Consider the following 19,079-nt stretch of genomic DNA (forward strand, 5'->3'; position numbering starts at 1 on the left):
CTATCCGCCCACCGCCCGGCAGAACGCCTGCGCATCGCCGTCGATGATGACGCCGGACGGCAGATAGCCTTCGCGTTGCTTCGTGGCGCGCAGTTGCTGCGCCAGCGCCGCATCGCCGCCCACCGCGTACACGAAGACGCGCACGGATTGCGCGGCGGCGTCGCGCAGCAGTTGCGGGTTGGCGGACAGCGTCAGGGCATCCACATGCACGCCCACGGGCGCGCCGACGGTGGCGGCCAGATTGGCCAGCCACTGGCGCGTCAGCTTGGGCGCGGTGGCGCGCTGCGACACATACTTGCCGAGCGGGCTTGCGCCCAGGGAATCCGCGTGGCGCGGGTCGAAAACGATCAGGCCCAGATAGCCCTGTCGGTCGGTGCCGCGCACGCAGCGCAGCGCCTCGGGGAAGGCGGACGTGATCATCCAGTTGCCGTGCGGCAGCGCGGTCTTCATGCCGGCGACCAGCTTGGACACCGGCGCGCAGTCGCGGTAGACGACCTTCAGTTCCGCATTGAAGGTCTTGGCGGGCTGAGCGGCGGCGACGCGCAGCGCATCATTAAGGAAGGGCGGGGGCGCTCCGCCGCCGGCACCCGTCAACTTGGCGTCGCGCCATTGGTCGCTGGACAGTTGCAGCACGGCGCGGCGTCCGACGCCGCTTACCGTCCTGCCGGTCAGCAGGTCGTGGTGCAGCACCCAGACGCCGTCCTTCAGGCGCTGCATGTCGATTTCGACGCCATCCCACGCGCCGGCGTAGACCGCGCGAATCGAGGCCAACGAGTTCTCGGGCAGCGCGGGCGCGCCGCGGTGCGCATGCACCTGCATGCCCAGGCACGCGGCGCTGGCGCCGGACCAGGGCAGGGCGGCGGCCAGCAGCGCGGCTATCAGACGGCTAGCCCGCATCGCCGTGGTATCCGAACCGGAAGCCGCCCAGCACCGTCGTGCGCACGGCTTCGTTGAAAGGATAGGTGTAGGCCTGGCCCACGACGATCACGTGCGCCACGTTGGCCAGCACGCGGCGCCGCAGCGCCTGACCGATCGACTCGTCATCGCGCCCGCCTTCCACGCGCGACATCTGCTGGAAGAGTTCACTTTGCGTCACGCCGTTCTGCATGAACGAGAACGCCGTCCAGACGCAGGCCAGCGTCAGCACCAGCGCCAGACCCGCCGCGCGCGTGGCGGTGCGCCCCGGCTGCTGGCCGGCGGGCGTGCGCAGCCAGACGACGAGTTTGACGATCAGGTAAAGCAGCTTGCCGAAGTGGCCCACCGCACCCAGCAGCGAGAACAGCAGCGCAACCGGCGGCACGATGGCCGCGCGCGCGGCGTCCTGGCCCAGCTGTTGATGCTGGCCGCCGCGCGCAAAGTCCGCGCTGCTGGCGGAAAAGCGCGGCATGGCTTCGTCCACGGCCCGGTCCAGCATGCCGTCGTACAGCCGCTTGAAGCTGGCGGCGTCGGTGTAATTGGGCGCAACGCTCATGGTGGCCGGCACCATCAAGGTCTGCCGCAGCAGCTTCTGCACGCCGGGGCGCGCCACGAAGTCTTCGTACGACAGACCGGGCGGAATGGCATCGCCCTCGACATGCACGGTGCGGCTGCGCATGGTCTTCCAATATTGCTGCGCGACCGCTTCATTGAAGGTGGCGCGGTCGTGCGGCTGCCAGCCGGCCGGCACGGGAATGCGCTTGCGCACGTCCTGCACCACACGGCCTTGGTAGCGGGCCGGCACGCTGTCGGGCGTCCAGCCACGGCGCGACAGGTTACGGCGGTAGTCACCCCACGCGCGATCCTGTTCGCGCGCCAGGCCGATGTCCGACGGGACAGGCACGCCGGCGTATTTCTTCCAACGCTCGGCCACGGACTGCATCACGCTGGTGTAGACCTGGTGATAACCGCGGATGCCCGGGGACGTCATGCGGACTTCGCGGTCATCGAAGGTGAAGGTCTTCATCTGGCGCTGCAGGTCGGTGCGGATGACCTGGCGCTTTTTGGGCTCGACCTTTTCGTCCAGATTGTCGATGTTGGTCAGCAGCACCTGGAACACCGCCAGGAACGCCTTGCCCTCGGGCCGCGCGTAGATGCCGTCGTCCACCAGCCCGTCCAGATGCAGGTCGCCCTGTACCAGCGAGCGTTGTAGCAGGCCGGCGTTGGTGGCAATGCGGCGGAATTCGCCGTCGCGCGAGTCGACCAGCACGTTCACCATCATCTTGATGGCGCTGAAGACGAGCAGCGCGGTCACGACGCAGGCCACGGCGATCTTCAGATACGACGGCCGGCCGCCGGTGGCAAGCCGCCGGGTCAGCATCAGCTGCAACACCACCAGCGCGGCAGCGATGCCGGACAGGGTGCGGCCGAAGAACTCCAGTTCCTCGATATCGTGCGGCGTGGCGCGGCTGCCCACCACATCGAGCAACCGGGCGTTGAAGCCGAGTTCAAAACTGAGGTAGATGACCGTCAGGACGATCAGGAACAAAATCTGGCGAATCTGGGCCTGGCGCACGATCAATCCCTCAGGTCCAGACGGGTCGAGGTGATTTCCTCTTCGGGCAGGTCCAGCTTGGCGGGTGTGCGCGATGCCGCGCCCGCGCGGGGTGTTGCGGGCGCGTCGCCCGTGGACACGCGCTGCGGGGGCGGCGGCACCACGCGGCCAGCGGATGTGTCACTGCCGGCCGTCTGTGTCTGCACCGCGGCGGGCGCATTGGGTGGCGAACGGCGGCCGCCGCTGGCCGGCTTAGCCGCCTTGCCCGATCGCGCGGCCGGCGCGGCGGGCGGCGGATAGACGCCATGCAGCCGGATCGAATCCATGTACCCGGGCGGATACAGCGACTCGTCGGCAAACGGCTTGGCGCGCGGATTCAAGCCCGCGACGCTCTTGACGTTGCCGCGGCGCATCCGGCCATCCTGCGTGTAAACAAAGCGCTCGATCGCCGAGCCCTTGGGAAAGTCGAACGTCAGCGCGCTGCGGTCGTCCTGGACCAGCACGACGGGCCGGTCACGGCAATTGCCCACGTCCCACGACAACACGTCGGACCCCTCGATGGCCAGCACGGTATAGCGGTAATCGCAGTTGCGGCGCTGGGTCTCGATGACGACCACGGTGCGCGGGCCAATGTTTTCGGTCCGGGCGATGCGTGCGGACTCAACATTGTTCAGGGGCACCACGCGCTGGTTGCCTGATAGCTTCACCGAGAAGTTCTTGCCTTCACGGCGCAAGGTGCCCAGTCCGCCGTCCTGCAGCGGGAACTGGCCGATCTCGGTGCCGAACAGGGCGGCGGTGTCCACGCCGAACACGTAGTTGCCCCGCGAATTGGTCTTGACGGCGCAGGCGGACAGGCCCGCCAGCAAGAGGAAGCTGGCCGCAAGTCGAAGGATCAACGAACGGGATACGTGCAGGCGCAATGACATCATGGGAAGGCGGAAAACCGGGCGCCACACGGGCGCCTTTTTCGTCAAAGCCCTGCAATGTATCGCAAAGTTACAGCGCAGGACCAGACTTGTTTCAATTGCGCCGGGCGCGTCGCGCTGTGCGTCGTCGCAAACCAGGCGCGGGTTTGGCGCGTCAGTTGGCGGCCTGCTTCAGTTCCATCGACAGTTTCACCAGTTCGTGCACGCCATTGCGGATGGCGGACACGGTGCGGGCCACGGTGGCGCGCAGCAGGGCGATGTCGGGCAGCGTGTCGGGCGCGGCCACGAAGCTTTCCACCGAGGCCGACACGCGCGCGGGGCGATCGGCGTCCTCTTGCGGCAGCGTCAGCTTGATGGCCTTGCAGCGGTTGTTCACGACGTTGATGACTTCAAGGAACTGGCCGCGCGTCAGGTTCAGTTCATCTGCCTGCACGAAGGCGGGGTAGACCAGACGCAGGAATTCCGGGTCCGAATCGCTCAGGCTGAAATACATGATGCCCATGTCGGGATGCTTGAAGACCACATCGCCTTGCTCGTCAAAGCTGGCGACGAGGCCCAGTTCTTCTTGCACCACGGTCTGGTACAGGGTGGACAGCGGGGTGGGGGTGGACATGATTCAACGCTCCGTTGGTGGTAAGTGGGAAAAAAGACGAGCCCATGACCCTTGCTACGCGCCGTCTTGAAAAAGGTTCGAAAAAATTTAGCGTCGAAGGATAAACCGAACCCGGCAAATCAATTGGCCGAAAAAAGGGCGAAAAAAAAATCGAACCTTTTGCGCTGTGGCGCGTAGGGGTCATTACCGGCATCCGCCTCACGCAAAAAAGGAAACACCATGCAGGACAAAGCACAAGACGTACTGACGCAGGCAAAGACCCACGCAACCCGGTGGGCAGCCATTGCGGTTCAGCGCGTCAACCGGGGCGACGCGGCGGGCGCGTTGCTGTTTCTTCTGGGCACCACGCTTTTCGCGGTGGTCTCCGTGCGCATGATGGGATCGGGCGTCAGTCTGAGCTTCTACGACCTCCTGCGCTTGCAGAATGGCGGCAGCGTGCAGGGGGCGATGGCAGGGCAGGGGGCCGGCGCGGGATTCTATGCCGTGTTGTGGCTGCTGGCCGTCGTGGGGCAGTTGCTGCCTTCGCTGCTGGACCATCGCGCGGCGCGCCTGGGCTACTTTGCGCCGCTGGCGTTGTGGATCATCGCGTTGGCTGGCGTGGTCTCGCAGGTGCAGGAGTTCATGAGTGCGACGCGCCAGTTGTCGGGTTTCATGGGCAGTTCGCGCGCCGGCCGCAGCCTGGCGGGCGACATGGCGTCCAACCTGTGGAGCGGCCTGTCGTTCGGGTTCGGCTTCTATCTGTCTGTCGCCATCGCGCTGGCCTTCACTGTCCGCGGGGTCGCCGCGCTGCGCCGCCGCGCTTGATTTTCCGCCCCTGCGCAGCTAAGGTGCCGCAGCCCCAAGAACCTGAATCATGAACACGCTCGAATCCAAGCGCTACGTCATCGACAACGTCGACGCGCTGTTGCGCATCATGCATGCCGACCCGCGCTACGCGCTGGCGTTCCGGAACAAGGCCGAGCAGCACATCACGCTGAAACTGCGCAGAAAGTTCTTCAACACGCCGCCCGAAGGTGTGGTGGACGCGTTCAACAACGCGCTCATGAAGTTCCTGCAGACGCGCAGTTTCAAGGACGAGGTCCTGCTGCACGGCCAGCCCGAGGGCGGATGGACGGCGCATGAACTGGCCGTCAGCAAGCTGGGCGGCTACCTGTACCGCGGATCGCTGCACGAGCTGATCCAGTATCACCGCCGCACGCGGCACGAGGTGCAGTGGGCGGGTCCCGACGACGGCGGCGATCGGGACGACACGGCGTTTGACGACGCGCGGGATGTGGCGGATGCCTCGCCCTTTGCCGACCCCGCGCAGGCGTACGAGCACCTGTCGGTCGTCAAGCGCATGCGCGACTGCCTGAACAAACTCAGCGACACGCTGAAAACCACCATGTTCCTGTACCTGGACGACATGCCGATGGAACAGATCGCCCGGCAGCAGGACCTGCACGTGCCCACCGTGAAGAGCCGCCTGCACGCCGCGCGCAAGCTGGTGACGGAATGCACCCGCAAGGGGATGGACTGATGATGGCTGAAGACCGAGTGCTGTCGTATTTGTCCGGCGAGCTGGACGCCGATGCCCGCCGGGCCTTCGAAGCCGATCTCGCGAGGGATCCCGCATTGCGGGAGGAACTGGAGGCGTGGCGAAGTCTTGCCGAGGCGCGCCAGCTTGCGCATAACGAGATTGGGCAGGGGGAGCGCGATGCGGCTTTCTTGCGTGCGCTGGGGCAGGGCGTGGAGGCGGCGCCTGCGCGGGCGCCTGCCGAATCTGCGTCCGCATCTGAGCCTGCTTCTGCCAAGTCTGCGCGTGCGTCATCGTCGGAACCTGCATCTGCGCGCGCGCCGGTGTCTTCGCACGCGCCGGTATCGCGCGTGCGGCGCTTGTGGCAATGGCTGTGGCCTACGCCCGCCAGCCCGTTGATGCCGCTGGGCTGGGCGCTCGCGATCATGCTGTCCGTCGTAGTGATCCAGCAGGCGCCGGTGCAAGGTCCCGCGGTTGTCCTGTCCGACGACGTCCTGACGCGCGGCGGTGCATCTTGTCCGCGGTTGGTGGTCGATCTTCCCGATGCCCTGACGGCGCGGCAGTTGCGCAATACCTTGTCCCAGTACGCGGTGTCCATCGTCGACGGGCCTGATGCGGACGGGCGATACGTCCTGGCCGCTGCGCGTGAGTCGTCGCTGCGCGATGCCGCGACGGCGCTGGGCGCGCTGTCAATCACGGCGGCGCCAGCGGGCGCGTGCCCCAAACCGTAAGGCCCGGCGCAAGCCCGAGATAACGTCCAGTCCCTCCCGAACAAAAGTCAGGCCCCCAATTCTGTATGAAGCCCAACAAAGAACCTGCCCTTGCCAGCATGCCGGATGCGCGGCCGCAAACTCTGATGCGGCGGCGCTTGCTGGCCGCGCTGGTCGGCGCGGGGCTTTGCGGCGGGCACGCTGGCGCCGTGCTCGCGGCGGGTGCGAATGCGCGGGGGCTGAACAACCGGAACATGATGGACGAGGAGCCGGCCCGCTCGGGCGCGCCGGCACCCCAGCCGACCACGCCTGCGCCAGCGCCGGACGACGAGCCTTCCGCAGCGGCGACGGATCGCAAGGCCGAATCGGATGCCAAGGCGCAAGCTGAACCCCAAGCCGACCCCCAAGCCACGCCCGCCAAGCGCCGCTACGCGCTGGTGATCGGCAACGCGCGCTACGCCGTTCCCGCAAACGCGCTGGTCAACCCGGTCAACGACGCCCGCCTCATCGCCGACTCGCTGCGCCAGCGCCAGGTCGATGTGACCCTGCTCACGGACCTGACCACGGCGCAGATGGAAGCCGCCGTCGACGACTTCGCCCTTCGCGCCACGGGCGGAGATCTGGCGCTGATGTACTTCGCCGGACACGCTGTTGCGGTGGACGACGTGAACTATCTGTTCGGCGTGGACCTGCCGCTGCCGCTGGGCGAGGTGCGCATCCGCACGGCGCAGCAAAGTTCGCTGAGCCTCAAGCGCGTGTCGCAAGCGCTGCGGCGGGCCAATGTCCGCGCGCGCCTGATGGTGCTGGACGCCTGCCGCACCAACCTGACGCGGGGCACGCCCGGCGCGGGACTGGTGCATGCCGTTCCTGCGGGCGGGGAGCTTATCGCCTTCTCCACGCAGCCCGGCGCCACGGCCGAAGACGGCTTCGGCAACGACGGCCCCCGCCACAGCCCCTACGCGTACTACTTCGCGCAAGGACTGCGCACGCTGCCCGGTTCCGCGCCGGTGGAGACCTTCTTCAAGCAATTGACCGCCGACGTGCAGGTGGCTACCTCCTACCGGCAGATTCCGCACTACGCCAGCAGCCTGGTCGGCACCGTCACGTTCACCACGCTGGCGGACGGCCAGACGCCCGCAACGCCGGGGGCATCCGGCGGTCAGACGGCGCAGGGCAGAGGCCCGTCCCCCACGCTTGGCCGCGATCTGATCAAGGCCCGCATGAGCGCCTGGGAATACGAAATCGAACGCGGCGCACAGTATGTGGACGAGCCCCGGCTGGCGTCGTTGCAGGCGCGCGCCAAGGCGGGTGATGTGGTCGCCATGACCACCTTGGGGCTGATCGCCGAGAACGGCGAGCACGTGCAACAGAACTACCCCGTCGCCGCCCGCTGGTATCAACGCGCCGCGGATCAAGGCTTCGCGCCCGCGCAGACGTATCTGGGCGAGCTGACCGGCATGGGCCGGGGCGTACCCAAGAACTACGCCGTGGCCGAACGCCTGTTCCGCGATGCCGCCGAGGCCGGGCACCGGCGCGCGGCGATGGACCTGCTGGACGTGCGCGCGCGCATGGGCGAACCGATCGACCCGCGCGAGTGGGCCAAGGTGCTGCAGGACGCCGCCCTTAATCCGGTCGGTTTTCCGATGCCCGGCATGGCGCCCATTCAGGGCCTGCCGGACAACCCGTGGATGCGCGCGCTGGGCGTGCGCCCGCCCGGCCAGCCTTGAACCCGATGGGGACACGCGTAGGGCGTCAGACAGGGCGGTGGTACACCGCCTCGACGTTGTAGCCGTCGGGGTCCAGGATGAAGGCGCCGTAGTAATGCGGATGATATTTCGGCCGTAACCCCGGCGGGCCGTTGTCGCGCCCGCCGGCCGCCAGCGCCGCGCGATGAAAGGCGTCGACCTCATCACGGCTGCGCGCGCGGAACGCCACATGCACGCGCGGCGTACTGGGCGTGCCCTCATGAATCCAGAACTCGCCGCCCGGGTCGCCCGCGTCGTCGGCCTCGCCAACGCCAAAGCCCATGCCCGTCGCCAACCCCTTGCGCGGCACATAACCTACCGCCGCGAGCGCGCTCAGCTAGAAAGCCCGGCTGCGTGCGAAGTCGCTGACGTGAATCTCGATGTGGTCCAACATACGCTGCTCCTCGAAAAGGCGGCCGCGTGGGCCGGAGAGGTCAGCATAGGTGAGGGGGCGGGCGAGAGCGCTTCGATTTGCAACGTGGGGATACGCGCTCTGGCATTGCGAATCCACGCTGGTGCCTGGTGAACGCGCAGGATCGGCTTGCGCCGATCCTGCGCGCGGTGTCACCGCCTACCGATCAGAAACTCTCCCACTCATCATTCGACTGCGCGGGCTTGTTGTCGCCCGGCACGCGCAGCGGCGCTTTCGCTTGCGGCGCGGGCTTGGCGTCGGCGCGGCGAGTCTCTGCCGGCTTGCCAGCGGCCGCACGTGAAGACGCCGGCTTGGCCAGCGTGCGTTGCGGCTTTGCGGGCTGGGCTGCTACAGACTGCACCTCCCGCACCTGAGCAACCTGCGGCTGCGCTACAAAACGCGGCGCATCATCCTCGGCAAGACGGAACACACTGACCAACTTCACCAGCGTCGCCGCCTGCGAATTCAAGCTATGCGCAGCGGCGGCCGATTCTTCCACCAGGGCGGCGTTCTGCTGCGTGGTCTGGTCGAGCTGGTTGATGGCATCGCCCACTTGCGAGATGCCTTGTCCCTGCTCGTGCGCAGCGGCGCCGATCTCGGCGATCAGGTCGGCAACGCGGCGCACCTGCGTCACGATGTCGTTCATGGTGCTGCCGGCTTCGCCGACCAGGTTCGAGCCGGCTTCAACGTTGCCGACGCTGTCGCTGATCAGTTGCTTGATTTCCTTGGCGGCGCTGGCGCTGCGTTGGGCCAGTGCGCGCACTTCGCTCGCCACGACCGCAAAGCCGCGGCCTTGTTCGCCCGCGCGGGCCGCTTCAACGGCGGCGTTCAGCGCGAGGATGTTGGTCTGGAATGCAATGGAGTCGATGACGGCGATGATGTCGACGATCTTGCGCGAGCTGGCGGAGATGGCGTCCATGGTGCTGACCACGTTCCCGACCACTTCGCCGCCGCGTGCGGCGGCTGCGCTGGCCGAGCCGGCCAGGCTGCCGGCCATTTGCACGGATTCCAGGTTCTGCTTCACCGCGGCATTCATCTCTTCCATCGAGGCCGCGGTCTCTTCGACGTTGGCGGCCTGTTCTTCGGTGCGCTGGCTGAGGTCGGCATTGCCGGACGAGATCTGCGTGGCGCCTGTGGCGATGGATTCGCTGGACTGGCGCACCTGGCTCACCAGTTGCGCCAGGTTGGCGCGCATGGCGTCCATGTTGGCCAGCACGCTGGTCTGGTCGCCTTCGCGGCGTTGCACGCGCACGGCCAGATTGCCCTTGGCGACTTCCTGGGCGATCTGCGCGGCGTAGGCGGGCTCGCCGCCCAGACGGCGCATGACGGAGCGCACCAGGCTCAGACCCAGGATGCTGCCGATCAACGCGCACAGCACGATCAGCGCGGTCAGCGTCCAGAACGTGCGTTCGACTGCGGCGGCGGCGTCTTCGGTGTCAAGGCGGGCCAGTTCTTCCTGGCGCTTGGCGGCTTCCATCAGGATGTTGCGCGCGGCGACATGCAGCGCGGCCGAGTCCTTGTGCAGGACGGTCATCGCGGTCGGATCGTTGCGGTCGGCAAGGCCCTTCACGTCGTTGACGGCCGCCTTGTAGCGGGTCCAGGTGTCGGCCAGCTTGCCGCCGAGGTCTCGCAGGGCAGGGTCCTGCTCCTGCTGCAGACGGTCACGCGCCTGCAATACGGATTTTTCGGATTCTTCGTTCAGACGAAGTTCGTTCTGGCGGCCTTGCGGATCGGTGTTCCAGATATAGACATACATGCGCCGGAAATGCGTGGCGCCTTGGCGGGCGGCGTCGACGACGACGCGCAGCGGCATGACGGTTTCCGTGTACATGGCGCGCTGCTTCTGGCTGATGCTCCAGAGCTGCTGCATGGCGATGGCGCCAACGGCCACCAGCATCACGATGAAGAACAGCACCAGTGCGGTCAGGCTGCTCCGGAGAGAGAGATTTCTGAGTTTGGACATGATGGGCACGCGACGGGGGCGCGGAATGCGCCCTCCACCCGGGCACTACAGCACATCATGTTGCGGTGCAATACGGGGAATTACGGGTGAAAAAGCCGGATCGGCGCGGTTGCGCCGCCGGCAGTTCCGATATGCGGGATTTTCCAGGCTGGCGGCTCAGCGGGCCGCCTTCTCCGCGTGCGCTATGGGGCCACCTGCACATGTTCGATGCGGTTGCGCCCGTTGGCCTTGGCCAGATACAACTGCTGGTCCACGGCCTTGATGAAATCCGCGCGCGTGACGGGCCCTTCGGGAATCACGGTGCCCGCACCGACGCTCACCGTGACGCGTCTGCCATGCGGCGACAGCGCGTGCACGATGGCTTTCTTCTGCAACTGGCGCTGGCAACGTTCCGCCACCTTCCGCGCCACCTCTGCATCGGCTTCGGGCAGCAGCACAACGAATTCTTCACCGCCGTAGCGCGCAACCAGATCGCGCGGACCATCCAGCGCCAGGCTCAGCGTCTCGGCGATTTCGATCAGGCATTTGTCGCCCTGGGTGTGGCCATACAGGTCGTTGTATTGCTTGAAGAAGTCGACGTCGAAGAGCAATACCGACAAGGGCTGGCGTTCGCTGCGGGCGCGCTCCCATTCCAGTTCGAAACTGCTGTCGAAGCGCCGCCGGTTGGCGATGTTGGTCAGGCCGTCCTTGAAAGACAGCACCTCAAGTTCTTTCTGCAGGCTGAGCAGCTTTTCTTCGGTCTTCTTGCGCTCGGTAATGTCGAACATGAAGCCGATCAGGGCCTCGGGCTCGCCGCTTTCCGTGCGCACCACGTGCACCACGTCGCGGATCCACACGTAACCGTTGTCCTTGGTCAGCGCGCGGTAGTCGGCCTCGTGGTCGACGCCGGCCTGGGATTGCGAGACGCAGAAATTCACCACGTACTCGCGATCTTCGGGATGCATGCGCATGGCCCAGTCCTCGACGGTGACCCAGCTATCGGTGCGCCAGCCCAGCAGCGCTTCGATCTGGGGGCCGATGTAGGCGAATTTCATCGTGGCCCAGTCGATCTTCCAGGGAATCGCCTTGGTCGATTCCAGCAAAGTCCTGTACACCGCGTTGTCGTTGAGAAGCGTGCTGTCGTCGGCCATGCTCAATTCTTCCGGGATTCCGAGGAACGAGCACTGTAGCCCGAACCGGGGACTGATGGGAATCTGCTGGCGGCCGCTATTTGCGGTTCCAGTGCCCCAACCCGCTGTCGTCGTAGTACTTGATGTCAAAGCCCTGGGCCTGCCCGTTTGCCATCTTGAAGACGATGGACGCCCGCGAGGCCAGCATCTCGGCTTCGCCGGCCGGAGAAAACGCGAACGTGTCGCCGTCCCAATGGCGCACGGGAAAGCGCATGTCCTTCGGTCCCAGCACCAGCGTCAGCGCGCCGTAGGCTTCCTCGATCCGCGCGGGGCCGTAGTAGGGGTTGTCGAACGTGCCGGTGTACTGCGACAACGCCTTGGGTGCGGCGGGCTTGGCGGGATCGGGCTTGCCGGTCAGGTCCGCCTGCGGTTCGAACAACTTCTTCATGGCGCCGTTGTATGCCGCATACCAGTCGCGTGTGGACTTGCCGTACAGCGCCGTGTCGGTGAACGTGGCCACCACGGCTTCCGCCGCGCCGACCGGCGCGCCATTGGTCAGCACGACGATGCCGATGCCGGCGGAGGGCACGATGCGGAAGGTGGTGCCCGTGCCCACCAGGAAGGCGCCGGAATGCCCCATGGCAGGGCGTCCGCCGGTTTCCGTGTTGACGTTGAAACCAAAGCCATAGAAGCCGGACCGCGTATTCAGATCTGGCGCGGGGGCGCTGAAGGCCTGCGGCGACAGGGCGGGCAGCAGCGCGCCGGGAGCGGCCAGTGGCTTGCCCTGGTGTTGGCCATCCGCCAGCAGCAGTTTCAGCCACTGGGCCAGATCCACCACCGTGGAGGACACGCCGCCCGCGGGCGCCTGCGCATCGGCGTTGCGCTTGCCTACCTGCACGAAGCGGCCATTCTGGTAGGCGTGCAGCAAGGCGCGGTTGCCGTGCGACTCGAAGTCGGCGTAGCGGTAACTGGTCGATGCCATGCCCAGCGGCTTGAAAAGCTGTTCGTCGGCCAGTTGCTCCCACGGGCGCCCCGCGACCTTGGCGATGGCCTCTGCGCCGATCGTCGTGCTGAAGTTGGCGTAGTGATACGACGTGCGGAAGGGGGTGAGCGGCAACAGGCGCAGGCGGGAGATGACCTCGTTGCGGGAAAAGCCCAGGTCTTCCAGATCGTCGCCCGCCGTGGGCGGCAGCCCGGTGCGGTGCGCAAAGAAATCGCCGATGGTGGCGTGCTCGGACACATAGGCGTTGCTGAGCGCAAAGCCCGGAAGATGACGCGACACGGGGTCGTCCCACGTGGCCTTGCGCTGCGTGATCTCGATGGCGGTCACGGTCGCCGACAGCGATTTGGAGATGGACGCGATCTGGAACACGGTATTGGCATCCACCGGCGCGTCCTTGCCGACCTCGCGTGTGCCGAAGCCTTGCGTCAGCACGGTCTTGCCGTCGATGACGACCGCGACGGCCAGGCCCGGCACCTGGCTGCGTTGCATGATGTCCTTGATGATGCCGGGCAGGCCCTGCACGGCGCGTTCGCGGCTGCCGGCAGGAATCGTGACGGCGTCCGCCGGCGGGTAGTCGGCGGGGGTGATCGGCACGGGTTGCGACCAGGCTGACGTGACGCCGCCCAGGGCAAGAACGATCGTTGCGGTGATGCGCGTGGTTGTGCTGTGCATGTTGGCCTCAGAATCCTGCTTGGTAAGCGATGCGAAAGACGCCCTGGTTGAGGCGCAGGGCCTGGTCGCGCTGATGCGTGATCCCGGCCTGCACGATCAACCCCACGGGCGTGACGTAGGTGACTGCGCCCGATACTCCCCAATCCGTACTGTCCAGCAGGCCATGCCGGGCCAGCGTCTGGCCGCCGCCGGTCAGCTTGCGCACGGCGGCCGTCGCGGTGACCTGCCAGCGGTCTCGAGACAACGACACCGAGGTTACGCCATTGCCGTTGGAAACCGGCGCACCGCGAAAGGCGCTGGAATAGGTAGCCTCGTTGAACCAGTTCAGGTGCCATCCGTCATCCAGCGGCGTGTCGTAGCTCAGCCGGGCCGATACCGTGTTGGCACTTTCGCCCTGGTTCGGATCCAGGTGCAGCCGGCCCGCGTCCACGCCGCCCGATATGCCCGCCAGTCCGGGTAGATCGCGGAAGTCGTACGAAAGGATGAAAGACTTGAGCTGGTCGCTGAACAGCGGCGGCTCGTCGGGGCCGAGCAGGCCGCCGTCCAGGCTGAACCTGCGGTTCATGGCGGTGTTGTCGCGCTTGAACAGCAGGGCGGCCACGGAGTGCGTGCCGCGGCCCGACGTATCCAGCGTGTAGCGTCCGCCCACGCCGATCGAGCCGCGGAATTCCGAGTTCTCGTTGAAGCCCGAATACAGGCCGTCCACGACGTGCCAGGCGTCGCCAAAGCCCAGGTCCATCTTGCCGCCGTACAGCGCGTAGTTGTCGGCGGTGTAGGCGGCGAACAGGTTGTCCAGGTTCACGCCCAGGTCGGAAAACGCATTGTCCTTGGTGTCGTTGGTGGACGAGTTGAACGTGGCCTTGGTGCGGATCGAAAATTCGCGCGTCAGTTGCAGCACCAGCGCGGCCTCGGCGGTTGGCTGCACACTGCTCCAGTGCGAGCGCGGAAGCTGGCCGTTGTCGTCGTGCACGCCAAAAAAGCCGGTGTAGCCGGTCATCAGGAGGAACCTGCCGTTCAGGCGCGGATACGATTCGTCGCCATCGGCCAGGTCGCTGTAGGGCGTGAGAAAGATCTCGGTCTTGAAAATGTCTCTTGCCTCTTGCGCCGACGCGCCGTGCGCGGCCACGGCAAGCAGCGCCGCCGCCGCGGTCTGGCGCAACGCACGATGCAGTCGCTTCACCGCGCCAGCTCAGCCGCCAGTTCGCGCACCTGCGCATGGATGTTGTTGAACATCCCGAAATTCACGCGGCTGGCGACGACGAACACGCCCAGGTCGCGGTTGGGCGACAGCACCACGTACGACATGAAGCCGCCAATGCCGCCGCTCTTGCCCAGCAGGAACGGCGAGCCGTTGCGCGGTAGCGTCACCACCCAGCCCAGTCCCATGCCGTCGGCGTCCGTGACCTCCGTGCCCACGACGGATTTGAGCCCGTCGTAGGGCAGCCACATCGTGTGCGCCAGCAGGGCGTTCTCGCGGGCCTGCTTAGCGCCATCAAGATGCCAGCGCATCCAGCGCACCATGTCGTCGGCCGTGGCGTAGACGCCGGCGCTGGCATACATGATGTCGGGCGCCACCGCATTGGGGTCGGGCTTGTCGAAGGGATCCAGGCCCGTCATCAGGCGCTTTTTCTGTGCGTCGTTCAGCACGTTGGTGGCGTCGGTCATGCCGGCGGGCTTGAAGACCTCGTTGGCAAGCACGGTCGAATAGTCCGCGCCGCCGGCCTTGGCCAGCGCGTCGCCCAGCAGGCCATAGCCCAGGTTGGAATACAGCGTGGTGGTGCCGGGCACGTAGGCGGGCTTGTGGCTGCCCATCCACTTCCAGTAATAGTCCCGGTCGAAGACGGCGAACGGATTGTCGGAGGGCTTGGCGTCCGGGTCGGGCAGTTCGCGCGGCAGGCCGGCGGAATGCGTCGCCAGGTCCAGCAATGTGATCGGACGGCCGTTGGCATCGACCTTGGCATTGTCGGGCGCGTACTTCGACAGGGGATCGGTCAGCGTGAGCTTGCCCTTGGCGGCCAGCGACGCCAGCACGTCGCCCGCAAACACCTTGGACACCGACGCGATTCGGAAGATCGATTTGCCGTCGGGTTCGACGCCGCTGCCCGGCGCGGTTTCGCCATAGCCCTGGACCACCACGTCATTGCCGCGGACCGCCGCGATGATCAGGCCCGGCGCGCCGCCGTTCAGATACATCTGCATGCCGGCCATGGACACGGCATCCTGCAAGGCCAGGTCGGCGGCCTGGGCGTGGCCTGCGCCCAGCGCGCAGGCGGCGCTCAAGGCAAGTACGGGGATGCGCGGGAGAAGGCGGGGCGTCAGCATGCGGATCTCACTGAAGGGGGCGAGGAACGGGTGTCCCTGCGCATGCCGCGATGATCCCAAAATCCCGGTGCGCAGCCGCCAGCGTCAGGACGAAACAACATCCCGGCGTGATGAATGGCATATTGGCCGGCTTGGCCCGGGCAGCCCCGGCTCAGATCCCCATGCGTTCGCGCAGCGGCTTGCGGTACGAGCGGGACACTGGCCACGTGTCGTCCACGGCGCGCATCCGGATCTGCCATCGGTCAACGCTTCTGCGGTCCACGTCCATGACATGCAACGCGTTTGCAATCGCTGTGCGGTGCACGCGAAAGAACGTCTTCTCGGGCAGGAGGGTCGACCAGACGCCGAGCGCGCGCGAGTCCAGCACCATCGAGCCGTCGTCCAGCCAGATCTCGCTGTAGTTGCCGGCCGAGCGCACGCCGACGATGGCTTCCGGCTGAACGCCCCGGACGACGCCGCGCATGCTCAGGTAGACGACCGATGCGGCGGGATTGCCCAGCGGCGCCCGCGGGCGGCCGCTGCCGTACTTGGCCTGGCCGATCAGGTTGGCGCATTGGTACAGCGCGCCGACCTCGCCGGCGGTCCAGTGGCGATGCCGGACGGTGGTGTCGAAACCGATGATGCCTTGCAGCTTGCCGTCAAGGGACACCGGCACGCTGAGCACGCTCTTGTTGCCCTGGCGCTGGAATTCGGCCTGGATGGCGCGCGCGGTGCGGGGCAGGTCGTTGACGTCGTGGATGGCGACCGCCTGCCCCTTGACCATGAACCGGTGCAGCCAGGCGATCAGCGTGGTCGGCACGTCCTGCAGTTGGGCGACGAAGGGCTCGGTCTGGCCGCGGCACCATTCGTGGGTATTGCGCAGCCGCAGCATGTCGGGGCGGTACTCGATCATCCAGGCGCGGTCGATGTCCGAGGTTTCGCCCATGTAGGCAAGCTGCTCCGAGATCGCATCGTCCGCGGGCAGCCTGAGCAGGCTCATGGCGCAGTGATAGAGCCAGTCCGACGACGGGTCGGGTTGGAGGAGGGTGACGGGGTGAGTCTGGTATTGGCCAACATCATCCTTCACGGGCGGTTCCTTCTGAGGCGGCAGGGCGCTTCGGGGGCGCGCTGTCGGACGCACGCGGCTCGGCGGGATTTTCCTACCGGCGGCGCGGTCTGACAACCGCCCGTGGCGGCCAGCGTTCAGCCAGGTGTCTGGCTAAGTTGCCGCACAGGCGCCCGTCGATTCGCGCTCGACGATCCGGAATCCCACATCAATGACAGGCTCCGGCGGGGTCTCGCCCCGGCATCGCGCCATCAGCACGCGCGCGGCCTGGGCGCCGATGTCCGCGCCGTCGATCTGCACGGTGGTCAGCGACGGCGCCAGGTGCGCGGCGAAGTCGGCCCCGCCGAAACCACAGACCGCCAAATCCTGCGGCACGCTCAGGCCACGCACGCGCGCCTCGGTCAGCACGCCTTCGGCCAGCGCGTCGGCGCTACAGAAGATCGCCTGCAGGCCGGGCGATTTGTCGAAGAGTTCGGCCGCGGCACGCCGGCCCGACGCCACGTTGCTGGGCGCCGGAACCACCGCCGTGGGCACATCATGGCCCAGGGTTTCCAGAAAGCCCGCGCGGCGCACGGCGGCGCGCTGGTCGTCTCCGGTGGCCAGCCCTACGTTGCGCCATCCCTTAGATAGAAAGAACTCGGCAACGGCTTTGCCCACCTGCCGATGTGAAAAGCCGACCAGCATGTCGAGCGGGCGTTCGGTCAGGTCCCAAGTTTCGACCACCGGGATGCCGATCTCCCGCAGGCGGTGCGCGGCGGGGATGTCGCTCAACAGGCCGGCAACGACCACGCCGTCGACGCGCCGGCCCGCCATGGCGTTGAGCAACGCTTCTTCGCGGCCGCGGTCATAGCCCATTTGCCCGAGGATGAGCTGGTAGCCTTCGCGATCAAGTTCGGCGGTCAGGGCTTCGATGGTGGGCAGGAACTGCGGGACCGAGATGATCGGCACCAAGGCCGCTACGGTGCGGCTGCGCCGGGACTTCAGGCCGCCCGCCAGCAAATTGGGGATGTATCCCGTCTCCGCGACGGCCTGCTGCACGCGCGCGATCGTGGCCTCCGACACGCGGCCCGGATTGCCGAGCGCGCGCGAGGCGGTGATGAGCGACACGCCGGCCGCGCGGGCGACGTCATGCAGGGTGATGGATTTGGGTTTCATGGCACCGGGAAGCACGGGTTTGTACGGATCGCGCGCTGGCTTGCCGCGAATTTTGGACAACGTTATCATGAACGTCAGCTGCAACGTTTCAATCCTGCCGCCAGCCAGGCTCCGCACATCGGCGCTTTTTATTTGGCCGCAAATGACAACGTTGTCCATGCGCCACCGTCTTCCTCGCAGGACCCGTTCCAGACACCCGGAGAATTCTCATGACCGACACTTCCAACGCCGACCGTATCGACTGGTTGCGCATCTCGTCGTGCTACCTGCCGCTGGCCACCCCGATCAGCGACGCCAAGGTGCTGACCGGCCGCCAGAAGCCCATGACCGAAGTCGCCATGCTGTTTGTCGAAGTGCAGACCGAAAACGGCGACGAGGGCATTGGCCTGAGCTACTCCAAGCGCGCCGGCGGCCCAGGGCAGTTCGCCCACGCCAAGGAAATCGCGCCCGTCCTGATCGGCGAAGACCCCAGCGACATCGGCCGGCTCTGGACCAAGCTGTGCTGGGCCGGCGCGTCCGTGGGCCGCAGCGGCCTGTCGACCCAGGCCATCGCCGCCTTCGACGTGGCGCTGTACGACCTGAAGGCCCGGCGCGCCAACCTGCCGCTCGCCAAGCTGCTGGGCGCCTATCGCGATTCGGTTGCTTGCTACAACACGTCGGGCGGGTTCCTGCACACGCCGCTGGAACAACTGCTGGTCAACGCCAGCGCGTCGCGCGAACGCGGCATTGGCGGCATCAAGTTGAAGGTCGGCCAGCCCGACCGGCAACTGGACATCCGGCGTGTCGAGGCCGTGCGCAAGCATCTGGGCGACGACGTGCCGCTGATGGTCGACGCCAATCAGCAGTGGGACCGCCCGACCGCGCAGCGCATGTGCCGCATCTTTGAACAGTTCAACCTGGTGTGGATCGAAGAGCCGCTGGACGCCTACGACCATGAAGGCCACGCCGCGCTTGCCGCGCAGTTCGACACGCCGATCGCCACCGGCGAGATGCTGACCAGCGCGGCCGAACACAGCGAGCTGATCCGCCACCGCGCCGCCGATTACGTGCAGCCCGACGCCCCGCGCGTGGGCGGCATCACGCCGTTCCTGAAGATCCTGTCGCAGGCGGAACAGGCCGGCGCGATGCTGGCGCCGCACTTCGCGATGGAACTGCACGTGCACCTGGCCGCCGCGTATCCGACCGAACCGTGGGTCGAGCATTTCGACTGGCTGGAACCGCTGTTCAACGAGCGGCTCGAGATCCGCGACGGCCGCATGCTGGTGCCGACCCGGCCGGGCCTGGGCATCTCGCTCAGCGATCAGGCGCGCGCGTGGACGCGCGACACGGTCGAAGTCGGCAAGCGGGCCTGAACCCTTTCCGGTCCCACCGTCTTGCGGCGGGACGTCATGCACGACCAACGGCGCGACAGACGCCAA

17 protein-coding genes are annotated in these 19,079 nt (G+C 66.7%); 5 read left to right on the forward strand and 12 right to left on the reverse strand.

The window, feature by feature from the left end:
• The 4 genes from B3098_RS15715 to B3098_RS15730 form a co-directional block, all read right to left on the reverse strand.
• Positions 1 to 897: a glycerophosphodiester phosphodiesterase gene (locus B3098_RS15715; protein ID WP_286897596.1), complete on the reverse strand. Its 897-nt coding sequence runs from the start codon at positions 895 to 897 to the stop codon at positions 1 to 3.
• Entirely contained in the window at positions 887 to 2,491 is a 1,605-nt protein-coding gene (locus B3098_RS15720; RefSeq protein WP_286897598.1) for a hypothetical protein, read from the reverse strand. The genes B3098_RS15715 and B3098_RS15720 overlap by 11 nt, the downstream gene beginning before the upstream one ends.
• A gap of 2 nt (positions 2,492 to 2,493) precedes the next feature.
• Positions 2,494 to 3,399 (reverse strand): hypothetical protein, encoded by a 906-nt coding sequence (locus B3098_RS15725; protein WP_286897600.1) that lies wholly within the window; start codon positions 3,397 to 3,399, stop codon positions 2,494 to 2,496.
• Positions 3,400 to 3,550: 151 nt separating this feature from the next.
• Positions 3,551 to 4,009 (reverse strand): hypothetical protein, encoded by a 459-nt coding sequence (locus tag B3098_RS15730; RefSeq protein ID WP_175122654.1) that lies wholly within the window; start codon positions 4,007 to 4,009, stop codon positions 3,551 to 3,553.
• Between the two features lie 219 nt (positions 4,010 to 4,228).
• On the opposite strand from B3098_RS15730, the gene B3098_RS15735 reads away from it, so the two are divergent.
• The 4 genes from B3098_RS15735 (at position 4,229) to B3098_RS15750 (ending at position 7,962) form a co-directional block, all read left to right on the forward strand.
• Complete coding sequence (locus B3098_RS15735; RefSeq protein ID WP_286897602.1) at positions 4,229 to 4,813, forward strand: hypothetical protein; 585 nt, start codon at positions 4,229 to 4,231, stop codon at positions 4,811 to 4,813.
• A gap of 49 nt (positions 4,814 to 4,862) precedes the next feature.
• Complete coding sequence (locus tag B3098_RS15740) at positions 4,863 to 5,528, forward strand: RNA polymerase sigma factor (RefSeq protein WP_191577826.1); 666 nt, start codon at positions 4,863 to 4,865, stop codon at positions 5,526 to 5,528.
• Positions 5,528 to 6,256 carry an anti-sigma factor family protein gene (locus B3098_RS15745; protein WP_286897604.1) on the forward strand — a complete coding sequence of 243 codons (729 nt, stop codon included), beginning with the start codon at positions 5,528 to 5,530 and terminating at the stop codon, positions 6,254 to 6,256. Before B3098_RS15740 ends, B3098_RS15745 begins: the two co-directional genes overlap by 1 nt.
• A gap of 65 nt (positions 6,257 to 6,321) precedes the next feature.
• Entirely contained in the window at positions 6,322 to 7,962 is a 1,641-nt protein-coding gene (locus tag B3098_RS15750; protein ID WP_286897605.1) for a caspase family protein, read from the forward strand.
• 25 nt (positions 7,963 to 7,987) lie between these two features.
• Here B3098_RS15750 and B3098_RS15755 read toward each other — a convergent pair whose 3' ends face one another.
• The 8 genes from B3098_RS15755 to B3098_RS15790 form a co-directional block, all read right to left on the reverse strand.
• Complete coding sequence (locus tag B3098_RS15755) at positions 7,988 to 8,317, reverse strand: VOC family protein (protein ID WP_286898186.1); 330 nt, start codon at positions 8,315 to 8,317, stop codon at positions 7,988 to 7,990.
• Between the two features lie 241 nt (positions 8,318 to 8,558).
• Positions 8,559 to 10,355 carry a methyl-accepting chemotaxis protein gene (locus B3098_RS15760; protein WP_286897607.1) on the reverse strand — a complete coding sequence of 599 codons (1,797 nt, stop codon included), beginning with the start codon at positions 10,353 to 10,355 and terminating at the stop codon, positions 8,559 to 8,561.
• 182 nt (positions 10,356 to 10,537) lie between these two features.
• The gene (locus B3098_RS15765) at positions 10,538 to 11,485 is read right to left on the reverse strand and encodes a sensor domain-containing diguanylate cyclase (RefSeq protein ID WP_286897609.1); all 948 of its coding nucleotides are present in this window, start codon (positions 11,483 to 11,485) and stop codon (positions 10,538 to 10,540) included.
• Between the two features lie 76 nt (positions 11,486 to 11,561).
• Positions 11,562 to 13,139 carry a serine hydrolase gene (locus B3098_RS15770; protein WP_286897611.1) on the reverse strand — a complete coding sequence of 526 codons (1,578 nt, stop codon included), beginning with the start codon at positions 13,137 to 13,139 and terminating at the stop codon, positions 11,562 to 11,564.
• A gap of 7 nt (positions 13,140 to 13,146) precedes the next feature.
• Positions 13,147 to 14,319 carry a hypothetical protein gene (locus B3098_RS15775; protein WP_254594927.1) on the reverse strand — a complete coding sequence of 391 codons (1,173 nt, stop codon included), beginning with the start codon at positions 14,317 to 14,319 and terminating at the stop codon, positions 13,147 to 13,149.
• Complete coding sequence (ampH, locus tag B3098_RS15780; protein ID WP_286897614.1) at positions 14,316 to 15,461, reverse strand: D-alanyl-D-alanine-carboxypeptidase/endopeptidase AmpH; 1,146 nt, start codon at positions 15,459 to 15,461, stop codon at positions 14,316 to 14,318. Before ampH ends, B3098_RS15775 begins: the two co-directional genes overlap by 4 nt.
• 151 nt (positions 15,462 to 15,612) lie before the next feature.
• The gene (locus tag B3098_RS15785; protein ID WP_286897615.1) at positions 15,613 to 16,527 is read right to left on the reverse strand and encodes a GAF domain-containing DNA-binding protein; all 915 of its coding nucleotides are present in this window, start codon (positions 16,525 to 16,527) and stop codon (positions 15,613 to 15,615) included.
• A 132-nt stretch (positions 16,528 to 16,659) separates the two neighbouring features.
• Positions 16,660 to 17,661 (reverse strand): LacI family DNA-binding transcriptional regulator, encoded by a 1,002-nt coding sequence (locus B3098_RS15790; protein WP_286897617.1) that lies wholly within the window; start codon positions 17,659 to 17,661, stop codon positions 16,660 to 16,662.
• 209 nt (positions 17,662 to 17,870) lie between these two features.
• Between B3098_RS15790 and B3098_RS15795 the strand changes: the two genes are divergently transcribed.
• Positions 17,871 to 19,013, forward strand: coding sequence for an L-talarate/galactarate dehydratase (locus tag B3098_RS15795; RefSeq protein ID WP_286897618.1), 1,143 nt, complete (start codon positions 17,871 to 17,873; stop codon positions 19,011 to 19,013).
• Positions 19,014 to 19,079: the final 66 nt, after the last annotated feature.

This window comes from Achromobacter sp. UBA2119 (genome assembly GCF_002331005.1).
Lineage (GTDB): Bacteria > Pseudomonadota > Gammaproteobacteria > Burkholderiales > Burkholderiaceae_B > Achromobacter > Achromobacter animicus.